Source organism: Allobosea caraganae (genome assembly GCF_003351345.1).
Classification (GTDB): Bacteria; Pseudomonadota; Alphaproteobacteria; order Rhizobiales; family Beijerinckiaceae; genus Allobosea; species Allobosea caraganae.
This window is the reverse complement of the sequence record NZ_QQTO01000033.1, coordinates 200,167-221,287: the sequence shown is the minus strand read 5'-3', so window position 1 is coordinate 221,287 and position 21,121 is coordinate 200,167. Positions and strand designations below refer to the sequence as shown.

The 21,121-nt window shown below is 66.0% G+C and carries 21 protein-coding genes and 1 tRNA gene; 12 read left to right on the top strand and 10 right to left on the bottom strand.

What is annotated here, in order from left to right:
* Positions 1 to 9 precede the first annotated feature (9 nt).
* Complete coding sequence (locus DWF00_RS21970; protein WP_114829681.1) at positions 10 to 717, bottom strand: hypothetical protein; 708 nt, start codon at positions 715 to 717, stop codon at positions 10 to 12.
* A gap of 245 nt (positions 718 to 962) precedes the next feature.
* On the opposite strand from DWF00_RS21970, the gene DWF00_RS21965 reads away from it, so the two are divergent.
* Positions 963 to 2,240: an O-acetylhomoserine aminocarboxypropyltransferase gene (locus DWF00_RS21965; RefSeq protein ID WP_114829682.1), complete on the top strand. Its 1,278-nt coding sequence runs from the start codon at positions 963 to 965 to the stop codon at positions 2,238 to 2,240.
* Between the two features lie 141 nt (positions 2,241 to 2,381).
* Here DWF00_RS21965 and DWF00_RS21960 read toward each other — a convergent pair whose 3' ends face one another.
* Positions 2,382 to 3,458 carry a COX15/CtaA family protein gene (locus DWF00_RS21960; protein ID WP_245974187.1) on the bottom strand — a complete coding sequence of 359 codons (1,077 nt, stop codon included), beginning with the start codon at positions 3,456 to 3,458 and terminating at the stop codon, positions 2,382 to 2,384.
* Positions 3,459 to 3,570: 112 nt separating this feature from the next.
* Here DWF00_RS21960 and DWF00_RS21955 point away from each other — a divergent pair, with 112 nt between their 5' ends.
* Positions 3,571 to 3,780: a DUF2842 domain-containing protein gene (locus DWF00_RS21955; RefSeq protein ID WP_114829683.1), complete on the top strand. Its 210-nt coding sequence runs from the start codon at positions 3,571 to 3,573 to the stop codon at positions 3,778 to 3,780.
* Here the strand turns inward: DWF00_RS21955 and DWF00_RS21950 are convergent.
* Positions 3,777 to 4,829 carry a polysaccharide deacetylase family protein gene (locus DWF00_RS21950; protein ID WP_114829684.1) on the bottom strand — a complete coding sequence of 351 codons (1,053 nt, stop codon included), beginning with the start codon at positions 4,827 to 4,829 and terminating at the stop codon, positions 3,777 to 3,779. The two genes, DWF00_RS21955 and DWF00_RS21950, sit on opposite strands and share 4 nt — an antisense overlap.
* Positions 4,830 to 5,018: 189 nt before the next feature.
* On the opposite strand from DWF00_RS21950, the gene DWF00_RS21945 reads away from it, so the two are divergent.
* Entirely contained in the window at positions 5,019 to 6,257 is a 1,239-nt protein-coding gene (locus DWF00_RS21945; protein WP_114829685.1) for a GNAT family N-acetyltransferase, read from the top strand.
* Here DWF00_RS21945 and DWF00_RS21940 read toward each other — a convergent pair.
* Positions 6,254 to 8,413 (bottom strand): GumC family protein, encoded by a 2,160-nt coding sequence (locus DWF00_RS21940; RefSeq protein WP_114829686.1) that lies wholly within the window; start codon positions 8,411 to 8,413, stop codon positions 6,254 to 6,256. The genes DWF00_RS21945 and DWF00_RS21940 overlap by 4 nt on opposite strands.
* Positions 8,414 to 8,597: 184 nt before the next feature.
* On the opposite strand from DWF00_RS21940, the gene DWF00_RS21935 reads away from it, so the two are divergent.
* Entirely contained in the window at positions 8,598 to 9,158 is a 561-nt protein-coding gene (locus tag DWF00_RS21935; protein ID WP_114829687.1) for a polysaccharide biosynthesis/export family protein, read from the top strand.
* 157 nt (positions 9,159 to 9,315) lie between these two features.
* A complete protein-coding gene (locus tag DWF00_RS21930; protein WP_114829688.1) occupies positions 9,316 to 10,479 on the top strand; it encodes a glycosyltransferase in 1,164 nt (387 codons plus the stop codon).
* A 7-nt stretch (positions 10,480 to 10,486) separates the two neighbouring features.
* Here DWF00_RS21930 and mdtI read toward each other — a convergent pair whose 3' ends face one another.
* Both mdtI and DWF00_RS21920 read right to left on the bottom strand, forming a co-directional pair.
* The gene (gene mdtI, locus DWF00_RS21925) at positions 10,487 to 10,825 is read right to left on the bottom strand and encodes a multidrug/spermidine efflux SMR transporter subunit MdtI (protein ID WP_245974185.1); all 339 of its coding nucleotides are present in this window, start codon (positions 10,823 to 10,825) and stop codon (positions 10,487 to 10,489) included.
* The gene (locus DWF00_RS21920; RefSeq protein ID WP_114829689.1) at positions 10,822 to 11,187 is read right to left on the bottom strand and encodes a DMT family transporter; all 366 of its coding nucleotides are present in this window, start codon (positions 11,185 to 11,187) and stop codon (positions 10,822 to 10,824) included. Before DWF00_RS21920 ends, mdtI begins: the two co-directional genes overlap by 4 nt.
* Positions 11,188 to 11,715: 528 nt before the next feature.
* Between DWF00_RS21920 and DWF00_RS21915 the strand changes: the two genes are divergently transcribed.
* The 4 genes from DWF00_RS21915 to DWF00_RS21900 are packed head-to-tail and all read left to right on the top strand — an operon-like array spanning position 11,716 to position 15,171.
* Positions 11,716 to 13,269, top strand: coding sequence for an undecaprenyl-phosphate glucose phosphotransferase (locus DWF00_RS21915; protein WP_114829690.1), 1,554 nt, complete (start codon positions 11,716 to 11,718; stop codon positions 13,267 to 13,269).
* Positions 13,266 to 14,504, top strand: coding sequence for an O-antigen ligase family protein (locus tag DWF00_RS21910; RefSeq protein WP_147283713.1), 1,239 nt, complete (start codon positions 13,266 to 13,268; stop codon positions 14,502 to 14,504). Before DWF00_RS21915 ends, DWF00_RS21910 begins: the two co-directional genes overlap by 4 nt.
* 60 nt (positions 14,505 to 14,564) lie before the next feature.
* Entirely contained in the window at positions 14,565 to 14,858 is a 294-nt protein-coding gene (locus tag DWF00_RS21905) for a ribbon-helix-helix domain-containing protein (RefSeq protein ID WP_114829692.1), read from the top strand.
* Positions 14,839 to 15,171, top strand: a complete 333-nt coding sequence (locus tag DWF00_RS21900) for a type II toxin-antitoxin system RelE/ParE family toxin (protein WP_114829693.1) — start codon at positions 14,839 to 14,841, stop codon at positions 15,169 to 15,171. Before DWF00_RS21905 ends, DWF00_RS21900 begins: the two co-directional genes overlap by 20 nt.
* 1 nt (position 15,172) lies before the next feature.
* Here the strand turns inward: DWF00_RS21900 and DWF00_RS21895 are convergent, their stop codons facing one another.
* Positions 15,173 to 15,994 carry a class I SAM-dependent methyltransferase gene (locus DWF00_RS21895; protein WP_181832676.1) on the bottom strand — a complete coding sequence of 274 codons (822 nt, stop codon included), beginning with the start codon at positions 15,992 to 15,994 and terminating at the stop codon, positions 15,173 to 15,175.
* 206 nt (positions 15,995 to 16,200) lie between these two features.
* Between DWF00_RS21895 and DWF00_RS21890 the strand changes: the two genes are divergently transcribed.
* A tRNA-Pro gene (locus DWF00_RS21890) sits at positions 16,201 to 16,278 on the top strand.
* A 73-nt stretch (positions 16,279 to 16,351) separates the two neighbouring features.
* Positions 16,352 to 16,546, top strand: coding sequence for a hypothetical protein (locus DWF00_RS21885; protein ID WP_114829695.1), 195 nt, complete (start codon positions 16,352 to 16,354; stop codon positions 16,544 to 16,546).
* A gap of 152 nt (positions 16,547 to 16,698) precedes the next feature.
* Here DWF00_RS21885 and DWF00_RS21880 read toward each other — a convergent pair whose 3' ends face one another.
* On the bottom strand, positions 16,699 to 18,324 hold the full coding sequence (locus DWF00_RS21880; RefSeq protein ID WP_114829696.1) for a right-handed parallel beta-helix repeat-containing protein: 1,626 nt from the start codon (positions 18,322 to 18,324) through the stop codon (positions 16,699 to 16,701).
* A 585-nt stretch (positions 18,325 to 18,909) separates the two neighbouring features.
* Here DWF00_RS21880 and DWF00_RS21875 point away from each other — a divergent pair.
* A complete protein-coding gene (locus tag DWF00_RS21875; protein ID WP_114829697.1) occupies positions 18,910 to 19,257 on the top strand; it encodes a hypothetical protein in 348 nt (115 codons plus the stop codon).
* A 9-nt stretch (positions 19,258 to 19,266) separates the two neighbouring features.
* Here DWF00_RS21875 and DWF00_RS21870 read toward each other — a convergent pair whose 3' ends face one another.
* Positions 19,267 to 20,586, bottom strand: coding sequence for a TRAP transporter large permease (locus tag DWF00_RS21870; protein WP_114829698.1), 1,320 nt, complete (start codon positions 20,584 to 20,586; stop codon positions 19,267 to 19,269).
* Entirely contained in the window at positions 20,583 to 21,095 is a 513-nt protein-coding gene (locus DWF00_RS21865) for a TRAP transporter small permease (protein WP_114829871.1), read from the bottom strand. The genes DWF00_RS21870 and DWF00_RS21865 overlap by 4 nt, the downstream gene beginning before the upstream one ends.
* Positions 21,096 to 21,121: the final 26 nt, after the last annotated feature.

The window sequence follows — 21,121 nt, the reverse complement described above, 5'->3', positions numbered from 1 at the left end:
GCCGGCCTCTCACTTGAAGCCGCGATCGAAGGACTTCAGCCAGCCGGGCACGGCTTTGGGCGATTGCGCCGGGATCTCGTAGACCCAGGGTCCGGGCTCGCTCCAGGCGATCCGGATGATGAAGCTCTTCGGCCGCCGGGCCTGAAGCGCGCGCGACATGTTCAGCGCCAGGCGCTCGAAGGTGACGTCGCTGGAATAGCGGTAGTTCGGATCGACCTTGTCGTTGAAGACGAGCAGGTTGTTGGTGAACTTGACGAAGAGCTTGCTGGCGTCGCCCCGCTTAGGCTCGATGGAAACCGTGCCGGACATCTGGAAGTCGCCGGCATCGCGGTTGGAGCCGTGCAGCACGGCGTAGCCCGTGACGTAGCCGCCGGAGGCATCGCCCACCTCGGCATGGAACTGGGTCTTGTAGGGCTGGAACGGCAGGCTGACCCGACCATCCGCCAGGACCTTGCCTGCGCTCTGGGCTTCGTCGCGTACGAAGGCCGCGTAGCGGACGAGATGCTCGTCGATCTGCCCTTCCAAGCCCTTGTCAGCCCGCATGTAGTCGGCCCACTTCTGATTGTCGAAGACCTCGACATCCTTGGCCTCGCCGCTGAACCAGAGATCGAAAAGCTCCTGCGCGTGCTCCCTCAAGACCAGGCGTATGCCAACCAGGAGCAGCCGGGCTGCGATCAAATCGTAGCTCTTCTTGGTATCGATGGTCGGGCGCGACAATGAATTGCTCCACTTGACTGAAAAGGCCTGAAATATCCGGGCGAAGACAATAAATGCCGTCACCGAGGCGTCGTATGCCGCAGTGAAAACCGGCCTCTATACCGCTATCAAACTGTCCGTCAGGCTCAAGACCGACCAATTACCATGCAATCCAAGCACTTTCCCCCTTCGAACCATAGTTGACAGGGCCCCATCGTTCGATAAAAAGAACGATCTGGCCGTCAAGACTGAACAGGAGCATTTCGATGACCGACCGCGCCCCGGGTTTCCATACGCTCGCCATCCATGCAGGCGCCGCTCCTGATGCCGCCACCGGCGCGCGCGCGACGCCGATCTACCAGACGACCTCTTTCGTCTTCGACGATGTCGACCATGCCGCCTCGCTGTTCGGGCTGCAGGCCTTCGGCAACATCTACACGCGCATCGGCAACCCGACCAACGCGGTGCTGGAGGAGCGCGTCGCCGCGTTAGAAGGCGGCACGGCGGCGCTCGCGGTCGCGTCCGGCCACGCGGCCGAGTTCCTCTGCTTCCACGCGCTGATGCAGCCGGGCGACGAGTTCGTCGCGGCGCGCAAGCTCTATGGCGGCTCGATCAACCAGTTCAATCACTCTTACAAGAACTTCGGCTGGAACGTGATCTGGGCCGATTCCGACGATCTGGAGAGCTTCGCCGCCTCCGTCACCCCGCGCACCAAGGCGATCTTCATCGAGTCGATCGCCAATCCGGGTGGCGTCGTCGTCGACATCGCCGGCATCGCGGCCATCGCCAAGGCGCACAACATCCCGCTAATCGTCGACAACACGATGGCGACGCCCTACCTGATCCGCCCGTTCGAGCACGGCGCCGACATCATCGTGCATTCGGCGACCAAGTTCCTCGGTGGCCATGGCAACTCGATCGGCGGCATCATCGTCGATGGTGGCTCGTTCAACTGGGTCGGCGACGAGCGCTACCCGATGCTGTCCAAGCCGCGGCCGGAATATAACGGCATGGTGCTGGCCGAGACCTTCGGCAACTTCGCCTTCGCCATCGCGACCCGCGTGCTCGGCCTGCGCGACATGGGCCCGGCGCTCTCGCCCTTCAACGCCTTCATGATCCTGACCGGCATCGAGACCCTGCCGCTGCGCATGCAGCGCCATTGCGAGAACGCGCTCGCGGTCGCGACGCATCTCGCCAAGCATCCGGCCGTGAGCTGGGTCAGCTATCCCGGCCTCGCCGGCGACAAGTACCACGATCTCGCCAAGCGCTATTCGCCGAAGGGCGCCGGCGCCGTCTTCACCGTCGGTCTCAAGGGCGGCTATGACGCGGGCGTGCAACTCGTCTCGAAGCTCGGCCTGTTCTCGCACCTCGCCAATATCGGCGACACGCGCTCACTGGTGATCCACCCGGCCTCGACCACCCACCGCCAGCTCTCGGACGCGCAGAAGACCGCGTCGGGCGCCGGGCCGGAGGTGGTGAGGCTCTCGATCGGGCTGGAGGACGTCGCCGACCTGATCGGCGATTTGGATCAGGCACTGGCCTGAGCGTCGGCTTCACCCTCCGCCGTCATCCCGGACAAGCGGCGAAGCCGCGCAGATCCGGGATCCATCGTAAGGCTCCGCAGCGCCCTATGATGGATCCCGGAGCTCCGCTTCGCTCCGTCCGGGATGACGCGTTGAGGTTGGTCAGACCCCCGTGGGATGCGCCGTCACCGTCGAGCGCGTCACATGCACCACGGCCATCGCCAGCACCATGAAGGCGAGCGCCTGGTGCGCCAGCCCGGCCCAGAGCGGCACGACCAGCAGCAGCGTGACGATGCCGAGCGCCGCCTGCGTCAGCGTCAAGCCGGCAATCGCGGTGGCGCGCTTGGCCATCCCTGAGCCCGGCGTGGCGCTGCGCATCGTGAAGGCGTGCCAGAGCGCGGCCGCCAGCAGCAGATAGGCTCCGAGCCGGTGGTTGAACTGCACCAGTGCGACGTTGTCGACAAAATTCTCCCAGAAGGAGGGTTGCGCGAACAGGGTCGAGCCTGAGGGCACCAGCGCACCGTCCATCAGCGGCCAGGTGTTGAAGGTGAAGCCGGCCTTGGAGCCGGCGACGAGGCCGCCGAGCGCGACCTGAACGAAGACCAGCGCCAGCAGCAGCAAGGCAAAGCCACGCCCCCGCGCCTCCTCGATCCGGCGCGGCGGCGTCAGCCAGGTGGCAAAGGCCACGACCGAGGCGAAGAACAGGCCGGCGAAGCTGAGGTGCAGGGTGAGCTTGACCGGCGCGACGGCGATCATGCCGGGCTCGAGGCCAGACGCAACCATGATCCAGCCAATCGCACCTTGCAGGCCAAGCAGCAGGCCCATGCCGAAGAGCACGGCGCTCTGGCGCCAGGGCAGCAGCCGGCGCAGCGCCACGACCAGGAAGCCGGCGAGATAGACCAGCCCGATAAAGCGGCCGAGCTGGCGATGGCCCCATTCCCACCAGTAGATGAACTTGAACTCGGACAGCTCCATGCCGGTGTTGAGGAGCTGATATTGCGGGCTCAGGCGGTATTTTTCGAACTCGGCCGCCCAGGCGGCGTCGCCGAGCGGCGGCAGAGCGCCGGTGATCGGCTTCCATTCGGTGATCGAGAGGCCGGAGCCGGTCAGCCGCGTCGCGCCGCCGACCACGACCATGGCGAAGACCAGCGCCGCTACGATCCAGAGCCAGCGCCGGATGCCGGCGTGATTGGTGCTGCGCGCTGCGGCGTCCAGGGGCTGATTAAGAGCGATCGTCACGGAACCGAGGCCTCTGGTCGCAGGTATCGCGCTTCACAAGCGCCGTCGCGGGTGACAGATAGACCCGCTGAAACCCGCGAACAACGCCCGCAATGCCGCAGCCGGAGCCGAAATGACCCAAAGCCATCGCAAGCTGATCGGCACCGTCGTGATCCTGGTCTTCGTTTGCGTCTATGCGCTGGTCGCGATGGCGCTGGCGCAGGGGCGGATCACCGAGGCGTCGAAGCTCGTCCAGGGCATCGCCTATGTCGCTCTCGGGCTGGCCTGGATCCTGCCGCTGCTACCGCTGATCAAGTGGATGGAGCGGAAGGACAAGGCCTAGCCTGCATTCACCTTTCTACCCCTGTTCCAAGCTAGGAACGGCAGCCCCGACAGCAGCGCCCGCACCGCCACGTCGCTCTGGTGGTAGCCATTGAGCGAAACTCGCGGCAGCGCATGCAGGTGCGCCGCGTGCTCCGCGAAGAGGTGCCCCGGCCGCGTCGTCACGGCGCTGGCAAAGCCCGCCTCCCGCGCCAGGGCGAATTCCCGCGGCCCGGCCGAGCCGGGGTCGCCGACCGGATAGGCGAAATGCCGGATCGGAATGCCGAGCTCCGCCTCCAGCCGCGCCTTGCTCTCAAATATCTCGCGCCGCGCGACCTCCTCCGGATGCTTCGCGAGCATCGGATGGCTCAGCGTATGCGCGCCGATGGTCACGCCCAGCGCACCGGCAAGCGAGCGCAGCGTCTCCCAAGGCAGGCATTCGCGCTCGACCAGGGCGGCGCTGTCGATGCCGGCCTGCCACGCCAGTTCGGCGGCCGCCGCGAGCAGCGTCTCCTCCGGCCCCTTGCGCAGGCGCCAATAGAGCGTGTCGAAAGCGCCCTGCTTCTCGGCATCGCTCTCGGTTCGGGCGCTGAAGCGGCCCTCCGGCAATTCGAGTTCGATGCGCGGCAAGGCGCGGATCGCCTCCTCCAGCTCCAGCCACCAGAGCCTCGCCGTGCGCTCGGCGAAGCCCGGCGTGACGAAGGCCGTCCAGGGCGCGCCATGCTTGGCCAGCACCGGCCAGGCATGGTCGAGATTGTCGCGATAGCCGTCATCGGAGGTGATGGCGACGAAGAAGCGGCCGGGCTTCGGATCGGCCAGCCGCGCCAACGCCTCGTCGAGCGAGACGATGTCGTAGCCCTCGCTGCGGATCAGGCCGAGCGTCCGGTCGAGGAATTCCGGCGTGATCTCCAGCAGCCGGTTCGGCGCGAAGCCGCGCGCGCGCCAGGGCCGGACATGGTGCAGCGTCAGGATCACGCCGCGCCCCTGGGCGAGGCCCCGGCCCCAGCGATCGGCGCCAGTCAGCGCGATGGCCTTGAAGGCGGCGGAGAAGGCTTGGTGGCGCAGGCTCATCGGTCTCGTTTCAGCGTATCCGCCAAGGTATCCGCGAAGCCATGCCCTTGCGTGAAGTGGTAACCACTGCGCTTGGAGATGCCTTAACGTTATCCGCCGATGCTTCGGCGTCTGGCGCTGATCTTGGCAGGTCTGTTCACAATGCCGGGTTAAGGAAGGCCGATCGCGTTGCCGAAGGATCCGTCACCCATGTCCGCACTCGCCGAACGCCCTGCGGGCCTGCCTCTGGCCGAGAGTCGGAGCCTGAACGGCGCGGCGCGGCCCTGGCGCAGCATCGCGATCACGCCCGACCTCGCGGCGATCGAGGCGGAATGGCGCGCGCTCGAAGCGCGCGCGCTGGTGACGCCCTATCAGTCCTTTGGCTGGATCAACGCCTTCGTCGCGACAGTCGGCGCCGCGCACCGCATGGAGTTCCGCCATGTCGTGCTGCGCGATGCGACTGGGACCGCGCAGGCGATCCTGCCGCTCACGATCACGCGCCGGGGCGGCATCCGCTTCGCCGAGTTCATCGGCGGCAAGCACGCCAATTATCATATGGGCCTCTACGCTCCCGAATTCGCCGCAGCGCTCGACGCCGACGCTGCCCGCGCCATGCTCGGCGAGGTCGGCGCCGCGCTCGGCGGGCTCGACGGGCTGATCTTCGTCAACCAGCCGACGGAGTGGCAGGGCGTGCCGAACCCGACCGCGCTCATCGCGGCCGGGCCGAGCCCGAGCGGCGCCTACAAGCTCGCGCTCGACCAGGACGATTGCGACGGCACCTTGAAGCGCTCGATGAGCTCGCATGCCCGCAAGAAGCTGAAGAACAAGCGCAACCGCTTCGCCGGCTTCGGCAAGTCGACGCTGGTCCGCGCCGAGGAGCCGGGCGAGATCGAGCGCGTCATCGACGCCTTCCTGGCGCAGAAGGCCGTGCGCTTCCAGGCCATGGGCGTGCCCGATCCCTTCGCCGACCCGTCCGTGCGCGAGTTCCTGCGCCAGGCGGCGACGCCGGGCCTGAGCGTCTCGCCGCCGCTCGAACTCTATTCGCTCGATGTCGACGGCCGCTCGGTCGCGACCTATGTCGGCGCCGTGCAGGCAAGCCGCTTCTCCGGCATGGCGACCTCGTTCGACATGGACAGCGAGATCGCCAAGACCAGCCCGGGCGAGATCCTGCTGGTCGACCTGATCAAGCTGAAATGCCATGCCGGCGTCACGGTCTTCGATCTCGGCGTCGGCGAGGCCCGCTACAAGACGACGATCTGCGATGAGCGCGACGAGCTGGTCGACACCTTCCTGCCGCTGACCGCCAAGGGCCGCGCCTTCGCCCTGTTCAGTCGCGCCAAGCGCGTGGCGAAGCGGCGGATCAAGAGCTCGCCGCTGGCCTTGAAGCTGGCGCAGCGCGTTTCGGGCTGGCTCAACCGGCGCGGCAGCCGCGCGGACATCGAAGACTAGGCCATCGCCTCGTCGGGCGCGCGGGTCGAGAACGGCACGGGCGCGGCCGGCGCATCCAGGACCAGTGCGACCGGCGCCTTGGTCAGGTCGGCGAGCCGATAGGCCGCCTCGACCGCGTGGCCGTTGCCGACCTGCCCGGCCATGACCAGCACGCCCTGGGCGCGACCGACGAGCGGGGCAAGCTCGGCGCTGTCGTCGCCGGAGGCGGCCACGACCAGCACCCAGTCATAGGTCTCGCAGAGCGCATCGAGTGCGACCTCGATCAGATCGGGCGCGGCGAAGACGGCGGCACGCCCGGCCCGGCCGGCGCCGATGCTGTGCAGGCGGGAGCCCGGCTCGCGCATGATGATGTCGGAGAACAGCACCTCGCCGGCGAGCAGCTCCGAGAAGCCGGGACGCGTACGATCCTCGTCCCTGCTCAGGTCGACGACGATGCAGCGGCAGCGCTGCGCCAGCAGCTTGGCGAGGTCGAGCGCCGTGGCGGCGCCGGACGCGCCGCCGTCGAGCACGGCGACGAGCGGGGCCATGCCGCGCGCCGGCTCGGCGACGCGCTCGGCGAGGTCGGCCAGGGTCTGGTCGGGATCGGCGAGGTCGAGCGTGATCTGGCCGAGGCGGCCGGCATGGGTCAGGAGCCCGGCGACGCGCTCGCGGCGCTGGTCGCCCTTGGCGGAGCGGGAGCCGGCGGCGGCACCGACCCAGCCCGGCGCACGGCGCGGCTCGCGCGGGGTTGCGGGAGCCCCGGCATTGCCGTTCAGCAGCTCGCGCGAGACCACCGTCGCGAGCGCGACCAGGAAGGTCGCCAGCGTCGAGACGATCATGACCGGGATCTTCTTCGGGAAGGACGGCTCGGTCGGCTCGATGGCGCGCGAGATGATGCGGGCGTCGGCCGGCGTCGCGTTCTGGGTGTCGCGGGCGATCGCCTCGCGATAGCGGCCCATATACTGCTCGAGCTGGTCGCGCAGCGTGCGGGCCTCGCGCTCCAGCGCGCGCAGCTGCACCTCGCTGTCATTGGCCGAGGAGACGTTCTTCTTCTGGCCGTCGAGGGCGGCGGTGAAGCTGTCGACGCGCTGGGCGGTGATCTTCGCCTCGTTCTCGAGCATGCGCACGGTGCGCTCGGCGGCGGCGCGGATCTGGCCCTCGAGGTCGGCGAGCTGGGCGCTGAGCTCCTTGATGCGCGGATGCTCCGGCAGCAGCGTGCGCGATTCCAGCGCGATCTGGGCGCGCAGGTTGACGCGCTGCTCGATCAGCCGGCGCACCAGCTCGTTGTTGGCGACATCGGGAATCTCGAAGGTGCGGCCCTGCTTGATCGCATCGCGGATCAGGCCGGCCTTGGCCTGCGCCTCGGCCTGCTGGCTGCGGGCGTTGGAGAGCTGCGACGAGAGGTCGGCGAGCTGCTGCGAGGTGATGGTGGTGTTGTTGGCTCCGACCAGGAGGCCGTTGCGCGAGCGGAAATCCTCGACCTTGGCCTCGGCCTCGGCAACGCGCTTGCGCAGCGGCTCGATCGTCGTCGAGAGCCAGGAGGAGGCGCTGCGGGCGGTGTCCTGCTTCGCGGCCTCCTGCATGTCGAGATAGAGGCTGGCGATCTCGTTGGCGCCCTTGGCGGCGAGCGCCGGGTCCTGCGAGGTGAACTCGACCGCGACGATGCGGGAGCGGCCAACAGGATAGACCAGGACCCGGTCGTAGTATTTTTCGAGCACGCGCTCTTCCGGCGAGCGGTCGGCCGGATGGGCGCCGAGACCGACCAGAACGCCGATCTTCTTGATGGCGTTGAGCGCGCCGGCGCCCGAGTCGAATTCGGAATTGCCGACAAGCCCGATGCGCTTGATCGCCTCGCGGGCCAGATCGCGCGACATGATGACCTGGACCTGGCTCTGCACGCCCTCGGCGTCGAATTGCTGGCTCGACGATTCCCCGCCGGCCAGCTGACCCGGCCGGGTATAGAAGCTGTCGCGGTTCTCGAGCAGGAGGCGCGCCTCGCCGGTATAGCGCGGCGTCACCAGGTTGACGGCGACGAAGGAGAGGCCGAGCGCAACGAGGCTGGGACCGATGATCCAGAGCTTGCGGCGCTTGATGGCGGCCCAGAGCGCGCCGAGGTCGAGCATGTCGCCGCGGCTTTCGCCGGCACTCCGCGCTTCGCTATCGGTTCGAACGGTCATGACCCATCCATTCACGCAAAACTCTCGCGTCCGGGACAGGACGCAACGTCAATGAAAGCTGATTAAGGTTAGTGGCGAGTTAAGATGCGGAATGGCCGGAATGCCGCAGATTGGGCCGCGATCAGCCTTTGTTAACCATATCGCCCTACCCATGACCCTAGGTTACGCATGGGTATCGCACGTGATGAGTCGACCACTCGCCTCTCTCGCTTTGGCCGCCGCTCTGGCGGTGAGCGCCTGCGCGCCGCGCTATGTCGCGCCTGAACTCGGGATCGCGGATACCCAGGGACCCTATCGGCTTGCGAGCGGCGACAAGCTGCGCATCATCGTCTTCGGACAGGACAATCTCTCGAACGTCTATGCGGTCGACGGCACCGGCCGCATCTCGATGCCGCTGATCGGCGCGGTCGACGCGCAGGGGCGCACGACCCAACAGCTCGAACGCGCCATCGAAGGCCGGTTGCGCGGCGGCTTCCTGCGCGAGCCGAAGGTCTCGGTCGAAGTCGACGCCTACCGGCCCTTCTTCGTGCTCGGCGAGGTCACCAATTCCGGGCAGTTCCCCTTCGTGAACGGCATGACCGTGCAGACCGCGGTCGCGATCGCCGGCGGCTTCACCCCGCGCGGCCAGCGCGACTGGGCCGAGGTCACCCGCCAGATCGACGGGCAGACGGTGACCGGCGCAGTGCCGATCACCTACCCGGTCCAGCCGGGCGACACGATCGTCATCAAAGAACGCTGGTTCTGAACCTTTTCCTCAGCCCTCACCCTGAAGAGCCGCGTAAGCGGCGTCTCGAAGGATGGTCCAGAGCGCACCGAAGCATCCTTCGAGACGCAGCCTATCGGGTGCTCCTCAGGATGAGGGCCGAGGTTCCGAATTCTCGATAGCTGAACGAGAGACGCTCATGACCGACGGCTCCGGCGCCCGGCCGCTGCGCATCCTGCATGTCTTCCGCGCCCCGCTGGGCGGGCTGTTCCGCCATGTGATCGACCTCACGCGCGGCCAGGTCGAGCGCGGGCATCAGGTCGGCATCTTCTGCGACTCGACCACCGGCGGCACGCGCGCCGACGAGGTCTTCGCCGAGCTTTCCGGCAAGCTGGCGCTCGGCGTCACCCGCGTGCCGATGTCGCGCTATCCCAGCCTGACCGACGCGAAGGCGCAGTTCAGCGCCATCTCGACGCGGGCGAAGCTCAATCCCGATGTCGTGCACGCGCATGGCTCGAAGGGCGGCGTCTATGCCCGCCTGCCGGCCCTGCTGACGCCTGGCCGGCGCTACGCCACCGCCTACACGCCGCATGGCGGCAGCTTCAACTACAAGCCGGGCAGCACCGAACACCGCGTCTACATGTCGGTCGAAAAACTGCTCGAACGCGCCACCGACATGTTCCTGTTCGAGAGCGCCTTCATCGCCGGGCGCTTCGAGGCGCATGTCGGCCACAAGCCGCGCACCGACCACCGCATCGTGCTGAACGGCATCTCGGAGGCCGAGTTCGAGCCGATCGACCACGGTTCGGCGGCGTTCGACCTCGTCTATCTCGGCGAGTTGCGCCAGGCCAAGGGCGTCGACACGCTGATCGATGCGCTCGCGCTGCTGAGGCAACGGGACAAGCTCGAACCGCGCCTCCTGATCGTCGGCTCCGGCCCGGACGAACAGGAACTGCGCCAGATGACGGTCGACCGTGGCATCGCCGGGCAATGCGTGTTCGAGCCGCCGGGGCCGATCCGCCGGGCGCTGTCGAAAGCGCATATCATGGTGATTCCGTCGCGGGCGGAATCATTGCCCTATGTCATCCTGGAGGCGGCGGCGGCGGCGCAGCCGCTGATCTCGACCGATGTCGGCGGCATCAAGGAGATCTACGGCCCGCAGCATGCGCGGCGGCTGATCCCGGCCAACGACCCGAAGGTACTGGCCGAGGCCATCCGCGCGATGCTGGCCGCGCCCGCCAGCGAGAGACGCGCGCAGGCGGCCGAACTCGCAAGCTATGTCCGCGAGAACTTCTCGCTCGACGCGATGATCGACGGCGTGCTGGCGGCCTACCGGGCCGTGCTGGCGAAGCGCGCCGGCTGAGGCAAGCTCACATCAGCTTGAGCGCCACCACGCCTGCGATGACCAGCATGATGCCGAGCCAGCCGGTGAGGTGGATGCGCTGGCCGAAGGCGAGCGCGCCGATGATCGCGGTCAGCACCAGGCCCGCCCCGCCCCAGACGGCGTAGGCGACCGAAAGGTCCATGCCGCGGATCGCCTGCGCCAGCGCGGCAAAGGCGCCGGTGACGAGGACGATGCCGAGCAGGCCGGGCAGCCTGCGCTTCAGGCCGTCGGAGAGCTTCAGCAGATAGGTGCCGCCGAGTTCGAGCACCACCGCCAGCGCGAGCCAGAGCAGCGCCAGCGATTGCGGAAGAAGCGACGTGGTCACGCCAGCCTCCCCGCGTCATCGCCGGGGCCAATGTCGGGGCCATGCCCGACGCCGCGTTCGAGCAGGACGATGCCGGCGATGATCGCGGCCAGCGCCATGGCCCGCTCCGGCGAAAGATGTTCGCCGAAGAGGATGTGGCCGGCAACCGCGATGCCGACGATGCCGAGCCCTTCCCAGACCGCATAGGCAACCGCCATCGGGATGACGCGCAGCGCGATGCTGAGCAGGGCGAAGGACAGCGCGATCAGCACCAGGGGCAGCAATCCCAGGAGCCAGGGGGCGGAGACGACCGACTTCAGCGCGGCCGTCGCGACGATCTCGACGGCGATGGCCGCGAGCAGAATCAACCAATGAAAAGACATGTTGCACACGGGCGAAGCCGGCGCTGGACGTCGCGGGGGCGACTCTAGGCAGCTAGGCAAAGTTCGAGTTTGAAAGACGAGGTCCGGATCGAAAGGCCGGGGCGGCCATGAACCGCGACGGCAGCACAGCGGGACGTCCTCGGGTCAGAAAGACCCCAGACAGTTTCCGCTCAGAAATGTGCTTCTCAGACACTCATCGCCGGCAGATATGCCCACTCGTTTGCTTTCTGTCAACTCAAAATGACTTTTTAGGGCCGAATCCATAGGCAAACGATCGAAAAAACACTTCGCAATACCTGAGCTAATACCTTGGCCGACCGAGGGAAAATCGACCTTTTCGGCGACGGTGGGAATCTGCGCCATCCACTGGCCGTCCACCGGCCGCCCAGCGCACCGCTCTTCCGTAAAGTCGCGACGAATCCCGGGAAACAACGAAGCTTCCGATTAAGTCTTCCGAGAGCTTTTTCAGCTATCGCAACGTCAGGCTTGGGGATCGCATCAATCCGGCCTGGCGTAAGGGTGAGTAACATGGGTGCTTTCGATGTCCGCGACCTGATCAAGGTCGACGCGGCGGCGACCGCGACATCCGACATGATGGGCAGGAGCGCGGGCAGCACGACCCGCGCCTTCCATCCATTGGCCGAGCGCATCGCGGCGATGCCAGTGAAGCCGACGCTCTCGCCGGTGATGATCGAAGGGCTGGTGCGGCTGTTCGACGTGATCGCCATCGCGGCTGTCGGCGGGCTGGTCTACTGGCTCTACGTCTCCGGCAATGTCGAGAGTTCCCTGCCCTATCAAGTGACCATCCCGCTGCTTGCGGTCGGCGCGCTCGCGGTCTTCCAGGCGCTGCATCTCTACCATGTCGGTGCGCTCAGGCATTTCATCCCGACCGCCGTGCGGCTGACCGCCGGCTGGACCACGCTCTTCCTCGTCGCACTCGCCGCCTTCTTCTTCCTGAAGATCGGCGACCAGGTCTCGCGCGTCTGGCTGGCCGGCTTCTATGCGGGCGGCCTCGCCACCCTGCTGAGCGAGCGGCTCGTCGTCACGCTCGGCGTGCGCCACCTCACCCGCATGGGCCGGCTTGAACGCCGCACCGCCATCGTCGGCGGCGGCGAAGCGGGCGAGGCGCTGATCCGCGCGCTCGAGGCCCAGCGCGACACCGGCTTGCGCGTCTGCGGCGTGTTCGACGACCGCAACGACGACCGCTCGCCCGATCTCGTCGCCGGCTACCCCAAGCTCGGCACGATCGACGACCTCGTCGAGTTCGCGCGCCGCACCAAGCTCGACCTCGTCATCTTCACCTTGCCGATCTCGGCCGAGGCGCGGCTGCTGACCATGCTGCGCAAGCTCTGGGTGCTGCCGATCGACATCCGCCTCTCCGCGCATATGTCGAAGCTGCGCTTCCGGCCGCGCTCCTATTCCTATATCGGCGCCGTGCCGGTGCTCGACGTGTTCGACCGGCCGATCGCCGACTGGGACATCGTGGTGAAGTGGCTGTTCGACAAGGTCGTCGGCATCGCCGCGCTGATCCTGCTCTCGCCGCTGATGATCGCGACCGCGATCGCGATCAAGCTCGACTCCAAGGGCCCGGTCTTCTTCAAGCAGAAGCGCTACGGCTTCAACAACGAGCTGATCGAGGTCTTCAAGTTCCGCTCGCTCTACCATGAGATGGCCGATTTCGCCGCCGCCAAGCAGGTCACCAAGGACGATCCGCGCGTCACCCGCGTCGGCCGCTTCATCCGCAAGACCTCGATCGACGAGCTGCCGCAGCTCTTCAACGTGGTGCTGACGGGCAACCTCTCGCTGGTCGGCCCTCGCCCGCACGCCATCCACGCCACCGCGCAGAACCGCGCCTACGAGCAGGTCGTCGACGGCTATTTCGCCCGCCACAAGGTCAAGCCCGGCATCACCGGCTGGGCCCAGGTCAATGGCTGGCGCGGCGAGACCGACACCGAGGACAAGATCCAGCGCCGCGTCGAGCACGACCTCTACTATATCGAGAACTGGTCGGTGCTGCTCGACGCCTACATCCTGTTCAAGACCCCGCTTTCGCTCGTCACCAAGAACGAGAACGCCTATTGAGCGCGCTCGCCCACCGGCAGGGCGTTGACGAGGGCCGCCGGCAAGGCGGCCTCAGGATTTCCCATGCCGCATTGAAGCGCGGCACGCTCTGGCTGCTCACCGCCGTGAGCTTCCTGGCGATGATCGAGCCGTCGCCCTACGAGTTCATCTTCCTCGTCACGTTGTTCGTCTTCATGCTGACCGGCCTGCGCCTGTCGCAGAAGCTTCTGCCGATGGCCGTGCTGCTGCTGCTCTACAATATCGGCGGCGTGATCTCGCTGATCCCCTGGATGGACGAGGAGCCCTCGGTCCGCTTCACCGCCGTCTCGGTCTACCTGATGATCACCGCGATCTTCTTCGCCGCGATCATGGCGGAGGATCCGATCGGCCGGCTGGAGACGCTGCGCAAGGGCTATCTCTTCGCCGCCTGGTGCGGTGGGCTCGCCGCCATCCTCGGCTATTTCGACGTCGGCGGGCTCGCCGGAATCTTCACCTATGCCGCGCGCGCCTCCGGCACCTTCAAGGACCCGAACGTGCTCGGCCCCTTCCTGGTGCTGCCGATCGTCTTCACCTTGCAGCATGTGCTGATCGGCCGGGTCGGGTTGATGCGCGGCGCCATGGTGATGAGCGTGCCGCTGATGGCGCTGTTCCTGTCCTTCTCGCGCGGCGCCTGGGGCAACCTCGCCGGCTCGACGCTGCTGATGGTCGGGCTGCTGTTCCTGACCGCGCCCAACGCCTCGCGCCGGACGCGCATCGTCGCGCTGACCTTGCTCGCCCTGGTGCTGGTCGTCGCCGCGCTCCTGGTCGCGCTCTCGTTCGAGAACATCCGCAGCGTCTTCGAGATCCGCGCCAGCCTCGACCAGAGCTACGACCAGGGCGTGACCGGGCGCTTCGGCAGCCAGCTCCGCTCGATCCCGCTGCTGCTCGACGCGCCCAACGGCTTCGGCCCCCTGCGCTTCCGCTGGCATTTCCCGGAAGACCCGCACAACGTCTACATCAACGCCTTCGCCTCCTATGGCTGGCTCGGCGGCTTCACCTATCTCGCGCTGATGGCAATCACCTGCCATGCCGGCTGGAGGCTCGTCTTCACCCGCACGCCCTGGCAGAACCATGCGATCGCGATCTGGTCGGTGCTGTTCATCACGATCCTGCAGGGCGTGCAGATCGACACCGACCACTGGCGCCATTTCTACCTGATGTTCGGGCTGCTCTGGGGGCTGGCTGTGTTGAGGGCGCCTGAGAGTTCAGCGCGTTGAACGGTGGTACGATTTTATGCTACCATCCTCTCCCATAACGTGGATGGCAGGAGGTCGGCCATGGGTGAGGCTGCCGAGAAGCTCAGCATCACAATGACGTCGGAGATGGTCCGCGAGATTCGTGCCAGCGTCGAATCCGGTGAGTATGCCTCGACAAGCGAGGCGCTTCGCGATGCTGTGCGGCTTTGGCAACGTGATCGGGCTGAGCACGCTGAGCGACTGGCAACAATCCGCGCCCGCATAGCCCGGTCTGTCGCGGACCCGCGCCCTGGCCTCACCCTCGACGAGGCGCGGAAACGACTCAGCGCGCATCACGAACGCACGGTCGCGGCGCATGCCAAAGGCGGCTCTTAGCGTCATTCTTCTCGAAGAGGCCGTAAGCGATCTCTCCGAGATTTATGATTATATCTACGGAGCCAGCGTTGATCCTCTGACGGCAGAGCGCTTCGTCACTCGCATCTTCGATTTCTGCGGAAAAATCGGGATGATGCCGCGAGGCGGACGACCCCGCGACGATCTTTCGCCGGGGCTGCGCACCTTCCCATTCGAGCGGCGCACCGTCATCGCCTATCGCATCGTCGGCGACACCGTCGAGATCACCAACATCTTCTATGGCGGACGCGACTACGAAGCCCTGTATCGCGACGCGCCGGGCAAGGCCGAGTAGTTCAATCGCGCCCCTTCCGCACCACGACATAGGCGTGGGTGGTGACGAAGTGCCAGCCGATCTTCGCCGACAGCGCGTTGAAGGCGTGGTCGGCCTCGCGGATGCCAGGCATGCGCTTGAAATACTCGTGGCCCCAGAAGGGCTGGACGTGGACGTCGCTGAAGCCCGCCCGGTTCAGCATCGGGCCGAGCAGCGCCGGGTTGCCGCGGCACCAATCGTAGAAGGCCGGGAATTTTGGGTCGCCGCCGCCGTCGCGCCTTGCCGGATAGAGCGCGTGCACGATGGCGCGCGAGGCTTTCTCCGGCAAGATGTGGTTCAGCGTGAAGACCGGGGCCCAGAGCGTCGGGAAGAAGGCGAGCGCGACGCCGCCTGGCGCCAGCAGCTCATGGATGTTGCGCCAGGCCTGCTCGACATCGTGGACATGCTCGAAGACCATGCGCGAGACCATCAGGTCATAGGCGCCGCGCCGAACGTCGGGCTCGGAGAGGTCGCCGGCGATGTCGAAGCGCGCGGTCTCGAGGCCGGCCGGGGTCAGGGCGAGTTCGCCCGCATCGATGTCGTTGACGATCAGGTCGACGCCGTGCCGCGCCGCCTGCTCGGCCGTGAAGAGCGGGTCGCGCCCGCCGCCGATCTCGCAGACGCGGCGCAGGCCGAACTGGCGCGACAGGTTCAGGATGGTCGGCTCGTAATTCTCCCAGGCCCAGCGCGCATGCCAATCCGGGCGCAGGCCCTGGAAGAAGTTTCCAAGCGAGCCCGACGCTTGCGCGCTCCCGGCCGAAACCGGCGCGGCCCGCCGCTCCGTCGTCGCAATCACCAAAGACATGGCGTCTCTCCGCCTCAAGGACCCCCGTCCGGGACGCAAGATGCGGACGAAGCGACGTTGCGGCAATCGAAGCCTTAATTGAAGGTTAATACCGCGACGCCGCAACTGTGCCGCTTCGGGGCGTTGCGCGGGCGGTGGATAGTTCCTCAGGCAGAGTGCCAAAGCGCGTTGCATCCTGCTCCGCCCGCCTCTATAAGCCGGCCTGTCGGAGCGTAGCGCAGCCCGGTTAGCGCACTAGTCTGGGGGACTAGGGGTCGGAGGTTCGAATCCTCTCGCTCCGACCATTTCATCCAAGCGATCGCTGAGTTGAGAACCGCCAAAGCGCGGAATTTGGCGTTTGGGAACGAAGCAAGGCCTATGAACCGAGAATTCGGGCAGAAGGTCCCGACAAAGCTCCGGCGGATGTTCCCCGGCGGCTCGCGGATCGCCACATCATCGCACCAACAGAATCAATCGCCGCAGACAACCGCGCTCGCACTGCTCGCTTTCGGGTTGTTTGGGATCGTCGTGTCGTTGCTGGTATTGCGGCTATGGGCCGGCCTGATCTCCTAAAACGCTTCCGGATCAGATAGAATCGCCTCGGCGCCCCATCATCATCATGAGCGCAGCGAAGCAACCCGGGGGGCCTCGCTCGCGCAATCCCCCTGGGTTGCTTCGTCGGCTGCGCCACCTCGCAATGGCAGCTAGAGCTGATCGGAACCGCGCTAGATGATCGCGACGTCGGCGGTCGTCAAATGCAGCCCAGTCGCAAGTTCGGCGAATTGGATGGCTTGTTGGGCTCCGGTGCCGTCGGCGTCGTAGAAGAGTTTGCCGGTCGCGGAATCATAGACGATGCGGTCGCTCGAATCATGCGCGGCCGCGCCGGTCCAGAATGCCTCGCCGGCCAGCGCTCCCGCCTTGCCGACCGTCAGGAAGACGCTGTTCTCCAGGCGGAGCGTGTCGTCGGCCACCGAGAAATCCACGATCCTGTCGATATTATTCGGCTTCAGCACGGTGTCGAACACGAAGGTGTCGGCGCCTGCACCGCCCGTCAGGATGTCGTTGCCCTCCCGGCCATTGATGACATTGGCGCCGGCATTGCCCGTGATCGCCTGGCCGAACTCGTTGCCCACCAGCTTGATGGCGCCGGTGCTGGTGGCCGAGATGGTCTTCAGCGCCTCGATCTCCTGCCCGGCGGCGAGCGTGTAGCTCGTGGACGTCAGCACCGTGTCGTGCCCGTAGCCGTTGCCGTCGAGCACCTGATCGGAGGCATTGCCGACATAATAGGTGTCATCGTAGATGGCGGTGGTCGGCTGCGCGCCCGTGTCGTGCCAGTCTACGGGGGGAAGGTTGCCGACTGCGTTGTCCGAGACGCTGGTGTGGGTCGTCGGAACGTCCACGCGCAGCCATGTCGTCTTGTCGAAGAGATTGCCGGTGATCGTGACATCGTCGCTGGGCCAGGGCGGGTTGTGGATGACGCCGCCGGCGGGCGAGACGCCGACCGCATATTGATGCGCGACGTCGTGAATCCAGTTGTCGGCGATCTCGACGTCCTGGCCGCCGATCACCCGGATGCCCTGCTTGAGCGTGTTCTCGACCTCGTTGCCGACGACCCTGATGTCCTTGACCTCATAGCTCTCGGCACCGATGAAGCCCGGCCAGAAATAGGCCTCTTCGGTGTAGCCGCCGATGCCGATGCCGTGGCTGGCGGCGCCATCGACATGGTTGTTCTCGATGAGGACGTCATAGGAGCCGCCCTTCACGTTGATCGCCACGCCGCCGGAATTGGTGACGGTGTTGCCGGAGATGACGAGATGGTGGACGCCGACCGCGTCGATGCCCTCCTCCGTACCGGTGGAGCCGGTGATCGTGTTGTTCAGCAGCGTGATATGCTCGACCTTGCTGAGCTTGATGCCGTCGCCGGCTCCGGCCGTGATGACGGAGTTCTGCACGACGATATTGGTGGCCGGATCGAATTCCGAGCCGCTGATATGGGCGTGGACATGCATGGCGTTGCCTGATGAGGAGGTGGGACCAACCACCTTCAACCCATCCAGGACGACGTGATCGACCCGGCTGATCTCGATCGTGTCCTTCGTCTGCGATGCCGGCCTGATCTCCGCGGCGCCGGGGCCGTCCACGGACACGATCCGGAGCGGCGCCGCTTCGGTGCCCCCCACTCTGACGGAGACGTTTTCGGTGTAGACGCCGGCCTTGACCATGATGGTCGAGCCGGGCGCCGCATGGTTGATGGCGGCCTGGAGCGAATTATAGGGGTCCGCGGCCGTGCCCAGAGCTCCGGCCCTGCCGCTGGTGGAGACCCAGATGACGTTACCTGGCGTGGAATCCATGGTCACCTCCTGGTCGCTGAGTTCGCTACCGTCGAGTTCGTCTTGGCCGTTTCCCGCTATCTTCGAATGGCCGTCGGTTCGAAATGCGCCGATTCTTGAAAGGCGAGCGAAGACAAGCACTCTGCCGCACGCAGCGCTTCAACGCCACGCGTGTACGCCGAATAAGGCTCGATGAGTTCATAGTAGAACGTCACGATAACAATCGCGCAACAAAATAGACCCCGAGCGGCATTTGCTTTGCGCAATAATTTTGTACATTTAGCGTAAAATTTATACATAAGATGCGGGAATACGCATCTGCATATGCGGCAGGCAAAGCGCTCCCGAACCGCGCGCGATCGGAAGCCGGGCCGGCGACGCGGTCGCCGCCAGCATGCACTCGCACGCACGCCTGCGGATCATCGGCCGGCCGGCGCTTCCTCGCCGGTCACGGCACAACAGCCTGGATCAAGCGAAGACTAGCAAAACCGAGAGGTGCCGAGACCAAAGTCCCTAGACGCCAACCGCCTGAGACCGCAATCTAACCTGCGAAACTTCTCCTCCCGGTCAACGTTTCAACAGCTCCAGCGGAGCACGAACTAGCAGATGAAACCATCGGCCGAAGCATATGGCATCGCCGTTCCTTGGTATGAGGAAGAAGACTTCACGCTGCTGTGGGGCATGTCGCTCGACCGCGACGAGGTCGTGCCCGACTACAAGACCTGGCACCGCAACGCCTCGGCCGTCGTCAACCAGAACCTGGAGCGCGGGCGGACCGTGCAGATGGTGACGATCCGGCCGGAGCTCTTCCTCGACTGGCTGCTGGAGAACCGGCTCAAGAACACCGCCACCACCCGCAAGCGCTATGTCGAGGAACTCGCCGTCGCGCGCGCCGAGCTGATCGAGGACGACCTGTCGCCGACCTCGCCACCACCGACGATCTCGGATCAGTAGCCCCGGCCCTCACTTGAGGAATTCCGGCGAGATCAGGCTCGGCAGGAAGAGCACGACCTGCGGCCAGAGGATCATCAGCACCAGGACCGCGCACATCGGCAGCAGCATGATCATCACATCCTTGAGCACGTCGATCAGCCGCATCTCGGCCATCGCGCAGGCGATCAGCAGGCACAGGCCATAGGGCGGCGTCACCAGGCCGAAGGCCAGCGAGACGATGCCGATCATGGCGAAATGCACGGGGTCCATGCCCGCGGCCTGGGTCAACGGCTGCAGGATGCTGCCGACGATGATGATCGCCGGGATCGCATCGAGGAAGCAGCCGACGACAAGGAAGACGAAGGCGACGAAGAAGCCCATGCCGGTGACGCCGAGGCCCCAGGTCGAGACATTGGCGAGGATGGCTTCGGGCATCTTGTAATAGGCCATCAGCCAGCCGAAGGCGGTCGCCGTGCCGACGCAGAACAGCGCCACCGACGAGAAGCGGCCGGTATCGACCAGCGCCTCGTAGAAGCCGCGCCAGTTCATCTCGCGGTAGATCAGGATCGACAGGAAGGTGGCATAGAGCACGGCGATGCAGGCCGACTCGGTCGCGGTGAACCAGCCGAAGATCTTGCCGCCGATGATGATCAACGGCGTCAGCAGGGCCGGGATCGAGACCCAGAGGCCGATGCCGAGTTCGCCCCAGCTGGCACGCGGATAGGTCGGATAGCCGCGCAGCTTGGCGTAGACATGCACGGTCGCCATTTGCGCGACGGCGATGAGCGCGCCCGGGATGATGCCGGCGAGGAAGAGCGCGCCGATCGAGGTGGTCAGCGTGCCGCCCCAGACCACCATCAGGATCGAGGGCGGAATGATCACGGCCAGCACCGAGGAGACCGCCGTGATCGCGACCGTGAAGCTGTCGTCATAGCCCTCCTTGCGCTGCGCCTCGATGAAGATGCGCGACTGGCTTGCGGCATCGGCGGTCGAGGAGCCGGAGATGCCGGCGAAGAAGAAGGAGAGCACGACGTTGATCTGCGCCAGCGAGCCGGGAAAATGCCCGACCATGCTGCGCGACAATCGCATCAGGCGGTCGGTGATGCCGCCGATATTCATCAGGTTGGCGGTGAGCAGGAAGAACGGCACGGCCAGCAGGATGAAGGAGTTGTAAGCGTTGAAGGTCTCCTGCAGCAGCATGCTGGAGGAAAGCCTGGGCTCGATCAGCAGGATCGGCAGGCAGGCGAGCGCGAGCGAAAACGCGACCGGCACGCGCATGATCAAGAGAACGAAGAACACGCCGAACAGGATCATGGCCGCCTGGCCGGAGGAGAGGACTGAGCCGGTCATGCGTCTTGCCCTGCCAGGATGCGGAAATCGTCATGGATCTGCTCGGCGAGGAAGAGCAGCCAGCTCGCGCCGGCGATCGGCCAGGCGATGTGGATGATCCAGAGCGGCAGTTCGGCGAGTTCGGAGATGCGGTAGATCGCCTGCTCGGTGAACTCGATGCCCATCCAGAGGAAGACGACCGCGATCAGCAGGAGGCAGAAGCGCGAGAACAGCCGCAGCGCCGCGTTCTGCTTGGGCGAGAGGCGTGGCCAGATGTCGACGTCGAAATGGGCGCCCTCGCGCACGCCGACGATCGAGCCGATCATGATCGTCCAGACGAAGAGGAAGCGCGCCATCTCCTCGGTCCAGATGTAGTGCGGGATCAGGTGGGTGAAGCGCGAGACGATCTGCAGCGTCACCGGGATGATCAGGATCGCCAGCATCGCGGCGAGAAGCATGCAGAGGAACTTGTAGTAGCCCGCCAGGGCGCGGCGCCAGAAACCGGCCGCAACGGGACTGTCGACGCTCATGCTCATGGGCGTTCCAGACATTCGAT